Source organism: Pseudomonas sp. ICMP 561, from assembly GCF_002699985.1.
Taxonomy (GTDB): domain Bacteria; phylum Pseudomonadota; class Gammaproteobacteria; order Pseudomonadales; family Pseudomonadaceae; genus Aquipseudomonas; species Aquipseudomonas quasicaspiana.
Map to the genome: position 1 here is coordinate 208502 of NZ_LKBT01000045.1, position 11395 is coordinate 219896.

At 57.0% G+C, this 11395-nt stretch carries 13 protein-coding genes and 1 pseudogene; 6 read left to right on the plus strand and 8 right to left on the minus strand.

Annotation, left to right across the window (positions count from 1 at the left end):
* Window positions 1–25: 25 nt before the first annotated feature.
* Window positions 26–844 carry a M48 family metallopeptidase gene (locus tag AO242_RS22955; RefSeq protein ID WP_099270483.1) on the minus strand — a complete coding sequence of 273 codons (819 nt, stop codon included), beginning with the start codon at window positions 842–844 and terminating at the stop codon, window positions 26–28.
* Between the two features lie 1309 nt (window positions 845–2153).
* On the opposite strand from AO242_RS22955, the pseudogene AO242_RS30285 reads away from it, so the two are divergent.
* A pseudogene (locus tag AO242_RS30285) lies at window positions 2154–2357 on the plus strand (HAMP domain-containing protein); the annotation flags it as partial.
* Window positions 2358–2468: 111 nt separating this feature from the next.
* Window positions 2469–3212: a methyl-accepting chemotaxis protein gene (locus AO242_RS30290; RefSeq protein WP_373562249.1), complete on the plus strand. Its 744-nt coding sequence runs from the start codon at window positions 2469–2471 to the stop codon at window positions 3210–3212.
* Between the two features lie 216 nt (window positions 3213–3428).
* Here the strand turns inward: AO242_RS30290 and AO242_RS22970 are convergent, their stop codons facing one another.
* The 3 genes from AO242_RS22970 to AO242_RS22980 are packed head-to-tail and all read right to left on the minus strand — an operon-like array spanning window position 3429 to window position 4570.
* The gene (locus tag AO242_RS22970; RefSeq protein ID WP_099270486.1) at window positions 3429–4058 is read right to left on the minus strand and encodes an SOS response-associated peptidase; all 630 of its coding nucleotides are present in this window, start codon (window positions 4056–4058) and stop codon (window positions 3429–3431) included.
* A gap of 57 nt (window positions 4059–4115) precedes the next feature.
* The gene (locus tag AO242_RS22975; protein WP_027899533.1) at window positions 4116–4388 is read right to left on the minus strand and encodes a putative signal transducing protein; all 273 of its coding nucleotides are present in this window, start codon (window positions 4386–4388) and stop codon (window positions 4116–4118) included.
* On the minus strand, window positions 4388–4570 hold the full coding sequence (locus tag AO242_RS22980) for a CPXCG motif-containing cysteine-rich protein (protein WP_027899532.1): 183 nt from the start codon (window positions 4568–4570) through the stop codon (window positions 4388–4390). The genes AO242_RS22975 and AO242_RS22980 overlap by 1 nt, the downstream gene beginning before the upstream one ends.
* Window positions 4571–4688: 118 nt before the next feature.
* Here AO242_RS22980 and AO242_RS22985 point away from each other — a divergent pair, with 118 nt between their 5' ends.
* Both AO242_RS22985 and AO242_RS22990 read left to right on the plus strand, forming a co-directional pair.
* Window positions 4689–5852: a 1-acyl-sn-glycerol-3-phosphate acyltransferase gene (locus AO242_RS22985; RefSeq protein WP_099270487.1), complete on the plus strand. Its 1164-nt coding sequence runs from the start codon at window positions 4689–4691 to the stop codon at window positions 5850–5852.
* Between the two features lie 149 nt (window positions 5853–6001).
* Window positions 6002–6208 (plus strand): hypothetical protein, encoded by a 207-nt coding sequence (locus AO242_RS22990; protein ID WP_027899530.1) that lies wholly within the window; start codon window positions 6002–6004, stop codon window positions 6206–6208.
* 202 nt (window positions 6209–6410) lie between these two features.
* Here the strand turns inward: AO242_RS22990 and AO242_RS22995 are convergent, their stop codons facing one another.
* Window positions 6411–6992, minus strand: coding sequence for a YajG family lipoprotein (locus AO242_RS22995; RefSeq protein WP_099270488.1), 582 nt, complete (start codon window positions 6990–6992; stop codon window positions 6411–6413).
* Window positions 6993–7167: 175 nt separating this feature from the next.
* Between AO242_RS22995 and AO242_RS23000 the strand changes: the two genes are divergently transcribed.
* Both AO242_RS23000 and mqo read left to right on the plus strand, forming a co-directional pair.
* The gene (locus tag AO242_RS23000) at window positions 7168–7401 is read left to right on the plus strand and encodes a hypothetical protein (RefSeq protein WP_099270489.1); all 234 of its coding nucleotides are present in this window, start codon (window positions 7168–7170) and stop codon (window positions 7399–7401) included.
* A 727-nt stretch (window positions 7402–8128) separates the two neighbouring features.
* Window positions 8129–9637, plus strand: a complete 1509-nt coding sequence (gene mqo, locus AO242_RS23005) for a malate dehydrogenase (quinone) (protein ID WP_099270490.1) — start codon at window positions 8129–8131, stop codon at window positions 9635–9637.
* A gap of 55 nt (window positions 9638–9692) precedes the next feature.
* On the opposite strand, the gene AO242_RS23010 is transcribed toward mqo, so the two are convergent.
* The 3 genes from AO242_RS23010 to AO242_RS23020 form a co-directional block, all read right to left on the minus strand.
* On the minus strand, window positions 9693–9980 hold the full coding sequence (locus AO242_RS23010; protein ID WP_027899526.1) for a PA4642 family protein: 288 nt from the start codon (window positions 9978–9980) through the stop codon (window positions 9693–9695).
* A 67-nt stretch (window positions 9981–10047) separates the two neighbouring features.
* Window positions 10048–10536, minus strand: a complete 489-nt coding sequence (locus AO242_RS23015) for a hypothetical protein (protein ID WP_099270491.1) — start codon at window positions 10534–10536, stop codon at window positions 10048–10050.
* A gap of 208 nt (window positions 10537–10744) precedes the next feature.
* The gene (locus tag AO242_RS23020; protein ID WP_027902893.1) at window positions 10745–11302 is read right to left on the minus strand and encodes a hypoxanthine-guanine phosphoribosyltransferase; all 558 of its coding nucleotides are present in this window, start codon (window positions 11300–11302) and stop codon (window positions 10745–10747) included.
* Between the last annotated feature and the right edge of the window lie 93 nt (window positions 11303–11395).

Consider the following 11395-nt stretch of genomic DNA (forward strand, 5'->3'; position numbering starts at 1 on the left):
AGCGCGCTCCTGCCAATGGGCGTACTCAGGATTTTTTGGCAGCGTTATACAACGGCATCACCTTGGGAATAGCAGCCTGCAACGAAGCAATGCGACTTTCCGAAGCGGGGTGAGTGCTCATGAATTCAGGTTGTGAACCGCCTGAGTTCTGGGTCATTTTCTGCCAAAGGGTGATCGCGGCGTTCGGGTTGTAACCCGCACGAGCTGCCAGCTCCAGGCCGAGCAGATCCGCTTCGTTTTCGTTACTGCGACTGTTAGGCAGCGTCAGGCTGTAATTCACCACGGTATCGGCCAGCGCCATGCTGTCCTGCCCCAGGCCCAGAATGGCACCCGCCCCTTGCTTGGCCATCGCAACGCCGTACGCCTTGGACATCGACTCGCGTCCATGCTCGCGCAGGGCGTGGGCGATTTCGTGCCCCATCACCGCCGCGATCTCATCGTCAGTCAGCTTCAACTTGTCGATCAGACCGGTGTAGAAAATGATCTTGCCGCCAGGGCCGCAGTTGGCATTCAACTCATCACTTTTGATCAGGTTCACTTCCCACTGCCACTGCGCAGAATCCGGGCGCAACTTGGGTGCCTGACCGATCAGGCGATCGGCAATGGCATGCACGCGCTTGGCATTGGCGCTGGTCGTGTCCAGCACGCCTTTGGTCGACGCCTCGCCGACGGTTTCTTTATAGGACTGGGCATACATCTGATTGACCTCATCGGTCGAGAGCATGCTGAACATGTATTGCTTGCGCTCTACACCGACCGAATCGCCACTGGTGGTATTCACGGCCTGACACCCGCCAAGCAGCAAGGCGGCGCTCAAGGCACATAGAGCAAATTTCTGACGCATGATGGATCTCCCTTTGAACATGGCGCTCATCCTAGGCGGTGAACGACGGATGCGCCAGATGTTGGCTGACAGCCGATTTGTCCGCATGGACCGGTTATGGTTCCCGCCCACCATATCCGTAAACGACACATCGGCACGATTTACGCCGTTTGTAAGACCGTTGCTCATGAATCCAGAAATAAATGCCGATAGCGGTAGATAGCGCAAAGCCATGCATGGAGCTCTCATGAAGTTCAAATCGATCCAGTCTTCCATCGCAGCACTGGCGGGTGCGATTGTCCTCTCTGTCGTTGCCGCTCTGGTGCTCTACTCGGTTTTCGCCAACGAACGTACCCAGGAACTGATGGATGAGCGAACTCAGTCCCTCTTCGAACACGTCATGGAACAGCGTCTCAGTGCACTGGTTCAAACCCAGGCCAGCGAGATAAAACGCGAGCTGGAAGCGCCGTTGCTGATCACCGCAGGCCTGGCCCAAGTCAACGCATTGCTGGGCGTTACCGACAAAGCAGGCGAACCACAGCTGAAAACCAGCCGTGAGCAACTGCTCAACATGCTGCGCCACACCGTAGAACAGAATCCGAAAGTGCTGGGTGCCTACATAGGCTGGGAACCGAAGGCCCTGAATAATGATGATGCAGCCTACGTTGGCTCATCCAGCACCGGTGCCGACCCGGCAACCGGTCGCTTCATGCCATGGTGGTATCGCAATACCGATGGATCGCTGGCCCTGGAAAAACTGGCCAGCCTGGAAGACACCAAATTGCTCTCCACCGGTGTGCGCGCCAGCGAGTACTACATGTGCTCGCGCGATACCAAAAAGCCCTGCGTCATTGACCCTGCGCCCTACAAAGTCGGTGACAAGATGGTGATGCTGTCCTCTTTCATTGAACCCATCATGGTCAACGGAACATTTCAAGGCATCGTCGGCGCGGACCTGTCGGTCAACTTCATCCAGGACATGCTGACTACCGCTGACAAAAAACTGTACGACGGCGCAGGTGAGATGGCATTGATCTCCACTGGCGGTTCGCTGGTGGCTTACACCAAAGACGCCAGCAAGCTGGGAGATAAAGCGACGACCATCCTTGATGCCAACGAAGTCGAGAACCTGAAGAAGATTGCTGCAGGCGAGGTGCTTTACGACATCGACCGGGACCACGGCCACATTGAGGTCTACATGCCCTTCAGTATCGGCACGACCGAGGCGCGCTGGACCTTGATGATTCAGGTGCCTCTTGAGGCCGTCATGACGGACGTGAAGAAGCTTCACGATGACCTGGAAGAGCAACGCAAAGACGACGTGTTCGGTATGGCCTTGGTCGGTCTTCTTATTGCTGCACTGGGACTGGTGGTGATTTGGCTGGTGTCCCGCGGTATCGCGAAACCGCTCAAACAAATGGTGCTGATGCTGGACGATATCGCCCAGGGCGAAGGCGATCTGACCCGCCGTCTGAAAAGTGACCGGGTGGATGAAGTCGGCCAGATCGCGATTCGCTTCAATACGTTCCTGAGCAAGCTGCAGGCCATGATCACCCAGGTGGTTGCCTCTGTGCAGAAGGTCAGTGACTCATCGGAACACACTGCCGACATCGCCATACGCACCAATCAGGGTGTGCATAAGCAAATGTCGGAAATAGAACTGGTTGCCACCGCCGTTCACCAGATGACCGCCACCGCGCAGGACGTCGCCCGTAACGCCACCCAGGCAGCACAAGCGGCAAGCCATGCCGACGGCGCGGCCAGTCAGGGGATGAAAATCGTACAGAACACCTCGAACTCCATCAGCGCCCTTGCGTCGGAGATCGGCCGCGCTGTAGGGGTGGTTCAGACACTCGCTGCCGACAGTGAAAACATCAACGCGATCCTGACCACCATTCGCGGCATCGCCGAGCAGACCAACCTGCTGGCTCTGAACGCCGCCATCGAAGCCGCTCGCGCAGGTGAGCAGGGTCGCGGGTTTGCCGTGGTTGCCGATGAAGTGCGCAACCTGGCGCAGAAGACGCAGCAGGCGACTCAGGAAATCCAGGCCATGATCCAGCAACTGCAAAACGGCACTCGCCAGGTGGTGCAGGTGATGGAGCAAAGCCAGGGGAAGACAGAAGAAAGTGTCGGTCACGCGGCAGAAGCTGCGCAGGCGCTGGAAACCATCACCAAAGCGGTTTCGGTCATCAATGACATGAACACCCAGATCGCCAGCGCCGCCGAAGAGCAGAGTTCGGTCGCCGAGGACATCAACCGTAACGTGACAAACATCGGCGAGGTGGCCAACGAAGTCGCGAGCGGCGCGGACGAATCCAGCCAGGCCAGTGCGGAACTGACGAAACTGGCCGAGCAACAGCGGCGGTTGATCAACCAGTTCAAGGTGTAAGGGCCCGCACAGCCCTCCTATCAAACAGAATATAACTTACTGATTAGAATGGTTTTTATCTGTAGGAGTGAGCTTGCTCGCGATAGCGTAATGCCAGACAGTAATTTCTTGACAGGACTACCGTTATCGCGAGCAATGTGGATCGCCACCCCGGTCACTCCTGCAAGATCCGTGTTTGCTGCGCGACAGTGCGTGCGACTCCTGCCGCAGCAACCATCACAACGGCGTCAAACACTCCGGCGCGTTTAACTTCGGATCATTGACAAGATTTGCCAGTGGGCGCTCGCGCAGAGAGGTTTGCGGCGCGGCGAGCAAGGCTTGCAAGGTCGGCAGCGGCGTGTCGGCCGCCAGCCAGTCCTTCTGCCCTTGCGGGTCCAGAATCAACGGACGCCGCTGACTCGCGGCCAGTTGCGTAACCACCGCGACACTCAAGTACGTATGGCCCTGCACCGGATAAGCTTCCCAGATCGCTGCGAAAAACAGCGCTGAGCCCTCCCCCGGCGTCAGCCAGAATGGACGTTTGCGCGTCGTGCCGCGCCATTCATAAAAGCCATTGGCGGGCAGCAGGCAGCGGCGCAAGCGAAAGGCCTCGCGAAACATGGGTTGCTCGGCAATGGTTTCAGCACGGGCATGAGCCGGTGTTCGCGACAGATCAGTCAGCCAGGGTGGCGTCAGCCCCCAACGCGCCCGGGCCAGTTCAAGATCGCCGTCAGTTCCAGCGGTGGCGCGCAACATGAGCACCGAATCCGCTGGTGAGATATTCCATTGCGCCTGTTGGTCAGCCGGAAAACCGGGCAAGGCCGCAAAAGCGGGCGTCCAACGAAACAGCGCATAACGTCCACACATGGGGCAACAAAACTCGTTTGGACGTGCCGAGCGGTGAAGAAAAGGCGCTTACGCCACTCAACACACCAGCACGTCAGGGAAATTGTCCGGCTCATCACCGGGCTCGCCTCCAGAGAAGGGCAGCGCCGCATTGTACTCAGTGATCAACTGCCGCGCCCGCTCGACCTCATCGTTATCCACCAGCAGGCCCAATAGCCCGAGGGCCGGCAACTCGCCAAGGGCACCCAGCAAGTGCCCACCGGTCAGGTGCGCTTCAATTCCCTCGCTGGCGAGCATGCCTTGCAACAGCTCGCCTTCCATCAGATTTTCAGGCTCGTAGACTTTCTGCATCACTCGTTCTCGCTGCGAACATCCAGATTCCAGTCTTCACCATCGGTTTGCAGGTCGAATACGATGGGCCGACAGCATACCGGGCAATCCTCAATGTACTGCTGATCACCGCCGGACAGATCCAGCACGGCCTCAACAGGCTCACCGCAGTAAGGGCAGTCGTAACTCTGAATTTCCTGCATCGCGGTCTCCGGGTTCAGTTGTGCGTATAATCGCGCTCTTTGAAGGCTCCGATAGAGTCTGGACGCAATTCCCAGACCCGGCCTCCCCTATTTTTGTCACCCTTAACAAGAGAGCATGATGGGCGAATTTGATGCCATCCGACCTTACAACGACGCTGAAGTCTCAGCGGTACTTGAGCGTTTGCTCAGCGACAAAGAATTTCTATCGATCCTGACCCGCTTCCGCTTCCCTAAACTGGCGGGCGCTTTGGGCTGGGCATTACAACCGATCATTGCCCGCAAACTGCGCCGTCAGTTCGTTGGTATCAATTCGGTCGCTACTTTGCAGGACAAGGTCGAGTACTACGTCGATCACACCATTGAGCGCGCTACCGACGGTGTGACCTACACCGGTGTCGAGCAGTTCAAATCCGGCAGCGCCTATCTGTTTCTGGCCAACCACCGCGACATCGTGATGGACCCGGCCTTCGTCAATTACGCGGTTTACCACGCTGGCCTGCCAACACCGCGCATCGCGATTGGCGACAACCTGCTGCAAAAACCGTTTGTCAGCGACCTGATGCGCCTGAACAAAAGCTTCATCGTGCATCGCTCTATCGCCGGGCGTCGGGAAAAGATGGCGGCTTATCAGTTGTTATCGGCTTACATCAACCACTCGATTCGCAATGACTGCCAGTCGATCTGGATTGCCCAGGCCGAAGGCCGTGCCAAGGACGGTGATGACCGTACCGAGTCGGCGATCCTCAAGATGTTCCATATGAGCCGCAAGGACGAGCCGTTCGCCGAGGTGATCAAGTCACTGAACCTGACGCCAGTGTCGATCAGCTATGAGTACGATCCTTGCGACCAGGCCAAGGCCCGGGAGCTTTACATTCGCGCGACGACCGGCAGTTACACCAAAGTGCCGGGCGAAGATGATGTCAGCATCGCCTTGGGTATTACCGGCTATAAAGGCCGTGTCCACGTGAACTTTGCTCCGCCCATTACCGAGCTGTTCGAAGACACCAAGGCGCTGGCCACGGAAATGGACCGGCAGATTCTCGGCGGATACCGCCTGTTCCCGGTGCATTACCTGGCGTATGCACAATGGGCCGATGCGGATTCGTCGCTCAACGTGCCATTGGCCAAGGATGTATTTGCCGCGCCGGAGCTGGCAAAGGCTCAGGAAGAATGGCAACGCCGTCTCGACGAGTGCCCGGCAGAGCATCGTCCTTACCTTATCCAGCAATACGCGACGCCGGTGCGCAATCAGTATCGCGTCAAGGCTGGTATCCCGCTCTGATCCTGCTGATGGTAAAAGGCGCTGATATTCAGCGCCTTTTTTATGCCCGAAACTTGTCAGACAATTTTCATTATCGTCATGTGAACGTAACCTGATCCGGGCACTGTATGGCTCCTTCGAGGAAGAACTTCGACCCAATGGAGCTTCACATGCTGCACGCCAAAAACCAGGACCGCCTTTATCTGATTGCCCCTAGCGATGAACAGGAAGCCCTGATCGATGCCTGGTCCTTCAATGTTCAGGATCGTCACTGGCTCGTGTATTGCGCCCTTGGTGGTCACCAGCACCACGACCTGCCAGACATGGATCTGCAGACGGGATTCAGCTTTCTGGATTTTTATCAGCAGGCGGCTTGAGCCTGAACGAAGATCATAGAAAGGAAAAACTCTAACTGTGGGAGCCGAGCTTGCTCGCGATAAGGCTGGACGCGGTTTACGTTAAATCGTGTACAGCTTTATCGCGAGCAAGCTCGGCTCCTACTGAAGACTGAGTTAAGACATGCAAAAAAAGCCCGGCATCTCGCGAGAGAGCCGGGCTTTTTTTACAACAGCGCAGGTTTTACTGAGCCAGCGTGTTGCCGATGGTCTGATCCTGGAACAGACGCGTCAGGGCGTCGCTCAACACGTCGCTGACCAGACGGGTATTGGTTTCCTGATTCGGCGCCATGCCGAAACGCTGGTCCAGCGAAGCGGCATAACGACCGGCGTAGCTGCGGCCGTTGTTCTTCACTTCGGCACGGAATGTAGTGCTGATAGTCGCTTCAGTCACGTACAGGCCTTCTTTCGGCGATTGGTACTTAAGATCCGCCAGAGTAATAGTCAGCTGTGGACCGCCGCCGTTAGGCGACGGGGTGAAGCCCAACAACCGCACGGCGGCTTCTGCCTGAGCCTGCAACTTGGGCAAGACGTCAGCACTGGATACGCTGACGGCGCTGGTTTCCGGATACATACCGCCGCGAGTACCCAGCGTCGGGCTTGGACGGCCATCGACCACACGCACCATCACAGGCTGACCACGACCTACCGGCGCCAGCTGGGCGTTCAGCTTGGGCTGCGGGCTAAGTTGTTGCGGGCTGTGGGCACAGCCAACCAGAGTCAGACTCGTTACAGCAAGCAAACCAAACAAAATGCGACGCAGCATGCTCATCTCTCCAATGGGCCAGGCACTAAATGTGCCGCAGTATAGCGGCCTCCCAGCACCGCCAACCAGTGAAAATCGGACCGCGCCAGACATGCAATGGTTCAGCAACACCTACGTCACGATGATGTCATGTGCGGTGTGCAGAATTGCGCCTAAACCAATCGGGAGCCGCCCCATGGACTTTATCTGGTCACTCTTCACTGCTCGTCCCAAGTACCGCAACTACGCGCGCATCGATCAACGTGGCGTTTGCTGCGCTTTCAAGCAGTGCACCCAGCCACCAGCCGGCCAGGACTGGGTTGAAGTCACGGAGCAGAATCTGTCGTGGCTGAACAAGCCACTGCCCCTCAATGCCCGCATCACCCGCCGCGCCGGACAACCTGCAGCCCGCCAGTTGCGCATGGCCTGACTGCAAACCGAATAAAAGTCACTTAATACGATCAATTCCTGTCGTTTCATCGCTATAATCTTCCCCCGATTATAAGGACGTCTCCTGATCGGGCCTCGCAGCATGGCTAATCTCCGGATTAGCGCCTTCGTAATGCCCACAGAGAGCCGCCCACACAGGTCACGATTACGCAGATGCGCGTGTTGATCGGTGCTGACGGGCTCGAATATTTTGAATCCGTATCGCTCGCCAACACGCCGGATCGCATGTCTCTGACCTGCCGGTGCTGCCATCGCGCAGCCCTTTTGAGGTTGAGGTTCGCGTCTCCAAAAGAGCGCGGAAAAACGGGTTTCACTACTTCACAAGAGTGTGGCGAGCAAATGAACAGGTACGCGTTTGTAAATGCACCATTAGCATCTGACCCAGCCATTTTGAACAGGATCTATTGCTGCTGCGCAGCCTCCACGACTGGAGTCTGAAGCCTGTCCGCTACGGATTTGGTTGCATAACGGATGCCTTGACGATAGTCGAATGGCTGACCGGGCTGAAAAATGCGTTCATGCTGACTTGATGAATTCAAGCCCGTTTGGTGGCCTCCGTTGACGATGCGAAGAATTGCGAAGAATCGGACATGCAGATCCTGGCCAGGATTATCGGGACACAACTTTGAACAAAGTCCCGCTACCAGGCATCTGACCTCAGGATCGTATGCCGTCAATTTGGTGCTGCAGATTTTGGAGACGCGTTAATGGCGCATAACGAAGCAGTCGATGTGGTATTGGTTGGGGCGGGCATCATGAGTGCCACCCTTGCCGTACTGCTCAAGGAGCTCGACCCCGGCCTCAAGCTGGAAGTCGTTGAGCTGATGGACTCTGGCGCTGCGGAGAGTTCCAACCCGTGGAATAACGCCGGTACCGGCCATGCGGGTCTGTGCGAACTCAATTACACCCCGCCGGCAGCTGATGGCTCCATCGACATCAAGAAAGCAGTGCAAATCAATACCCAGTTCGAGGTTTCCAAACAGTTCTGGGCTTACCTGACGCAAAAAGGCACCTTCGGCTCCTCGAAGAGCTTCATCAGTGCAGTGCCGCACCTGAGCTTCGTGCAGGGCGAGAAAGGCATCGCTTTCCTCAAGACCCGTTTTGAAGCCATGCGCACGCACCATGCGTTCTCGTCCATGGAGTACACCGAAGACAAGGCGACCCTGGCCGAGTGGATGCCGCTGATGATGCCCGGCCGCCCGGCCGATGAGCAGATCGCCGCAACGCGAGTCATGAACGGCACTGACGTCAACTTCGGCAACCTGACCAATCAACTGCTCAAGCACCTGAGCAGCGGTCCGGATGCGCAGGTCAAGTACAGCAAGCGGGTCACAGGCCTGAGCCGCAAAGGTGCGGGCTGGAGCGTCAGCATCAAGGACGTGAACAGCGGCAGCACCCGTGAGATCGACGCGAAATTCGTGTTCCTGGGCGCAGGTGGCGCGGCGTTGCCGTTGCTGCAGATGTCAGGCATCGAAGAAAGCAAAGGTTTCGGCGGCTTCCCGGTCAGCGGCCAGTGGCTGCGCTGCGACAATCCTGAAGTGGTCAAACACCATCAGGCCAAGGTCTACAGCCAGGCAGCGGTTGGCTCGCCGCCAATGTCTGTGCCGCACCTGGACACCCGCGTCGTCGACGGCAAGAAATCCCTGCTGTTCGGACCTTACGCCGGTTTCACCACCAAATTCCTCAAGCACGGCTCGTTCCTCGACCTGCCGCTGTCGGTACGTATCGCCAACATCAAACCGATGCTGGCCGTGGCCCGCGACAACATGGACCTGACCAAATACCTGGTCAGCGAAGTCATGCAGTCCATGGAGCAGCGTCTGGAATCTTTGCGCCGCTTCTATCCCGAAGCGAAAGCCGAAGACTGGCGTCTGGAAATTGCAGGCCAGCGCGTGCAGATCATCAAGAAAGACCCCAAGAAAGGCGGCGTTCTGCAATTCGGTACCGAACTGGTTTCGGCCAAGGACGGTTCCCTTGCCGCACTGCTGGGTGCTTCGCCAGGGGCTTCGGTTACGGTTTCGATCATGCTGGACCTGATCGAGCGCTGCTTCCCTGAAAAAGCCCGCGGCGAGTGGGCAAGCAAGCTGAATGAGATCTTCCCGGCCCGGGAAAAAGCTCTGGAAACTGACGCGCAGCTTTATGAGCGGGTCAGCACCCAGAACAACGAGCGTCTGGAACTGGTCGAGAAACACAGCGAAGCACACAGCATCGCCTGATTTTGCCAGTAAAAAGAAACGCCCCTCGGGGCGTTTTTTTTTGGCCGAAAAAACCTCAACCGCGGGCTTTTTCGATCAGCTCAATGTATTCGTCGGCGTTACGCTGGTCCTTGATCGTCGCAATGAAATCATTGCCGTGCTCGTCCTTGCCATCCAGGTCGTAACCGGCTTCAAGGAAGAACACCAGAAAGCGCTCGAAATCATTGACCCGCAAACCGCGGTAAGCCTTGATCAGCTTGTGCAAGGATGGCGAAGTAGCGTCAACCGGTTCAAAGAGCAGGAACGCTTTAACCTGCTCGTCACCGATCTCATCACCAATCAACTGCTTTTTATCTTTACGCATTGCGTACTCCAACTGGATCGCTGACTTGTTAACCGGCGGGCAGTTTACCCCTCGCCCGGCAAAAGCCTCAACGAGTACGCACCGCCCCAGTGTGCAGGTCGGCCCAGATGTGGCCATTGGCATAGCTGAGGAACTGGCAGTAAAGCTTCTCGTTGCGCAGCAGGTCCATCAGTGTTCGATATTGTGTGACCGGGTAATAGAGGTTCAGCACCCGGCTCTTGTCATCAAAGACCGGTTTCTTCAGGCTTTTGCTCTCGCCATCGAAATGAATCAGCACCTCATTAATCGTAGCGCCCTTGTTCATTGGCTTGCCTTTGAGACGCAGCAGTACCGGGGCGGTTACGGGGATCGGTGTTTGATTGGACTGACGCTGGTTACCCACCACCACCGAATACTCGGTGATCTGCAGCAATTGCTGCTGCTCGGGTTCCCCTTCACGCAGATTCAGGTCGTCTGGCGGCAGGTATTGGGCGTGCATGGGTTCAGCTGAAACAGGCGCTGCAACTGGTAGGCAGCACAGCAGCGCGAGTGTTGCGCTACGGATCAAAAGCTTCATTTCGACTTCCCGCAAGGACAGGGCTGGCACTTTAGCATGCGGGGTGAAGAGAGATCGCCCTCGCGGCTGAAGCCGCTCCTACGGAACGGGGGGCTCCGTAGGAGCGGCTTCAGCCGCGAGGGCGTCCTTCTTGGCAATAAAAATGTAGCGCGATCAACGGCCATCTCCCGGCTAAAGCCGGTCCTACAGGATGGGGTGTGCCTTTGAACTACATCCCTTTAACCGCATAAATCCCGGCAGCATTGCGCCAGTAACCCTTGTAATCCATGCCATAACCGAAGATGTAACGGTCAATGCATGGCAAGCCTACGAAATCGGCTTTCAGGTCAGGACGCGCTTTGCGGTCATGGTCTTTGTCGATTAAAACGGCGGTGTGCACCGCTCGGGCACCGGCATGTTTGCAGAAGTCGATGATCGCGCCCAAGGTGTGACCTTCGTCGAGGATGTCGTCGATGATCAGCACGTCGCGGTCGATGAACGAAACTTCGGGCTTGGCTTTCCAGAACAGATCGCCGCCGCTGGTTTCATTGCGGTAGCGGGTAGCGTGCAGGTAGGAAGCTTCCAGCGGGAAGTTCAAGTGCGTCAGCAGTTTGCCGGAGAAAATCAGGCCGCCATTCATCACGCAGAATACGACCGGATTGCGGTCAGCCAGCTCGGCATTGATATGCGCACCGACGCGAGCAATGGCCGCTTCGACTTCAGCTTCTGTGTACAGGCAGTCGGCTTCGCGCATGATTTGACGGATATGCTCGAGATCAGCGGACATGGCGCTCTCCTGGGGGCAGTGTAAGAAAAGCGGGCAAAGGTACGCATCCGCTCCAGTCAGGGCAAGCAATTCTGGACTAACGTGTCAGGAATT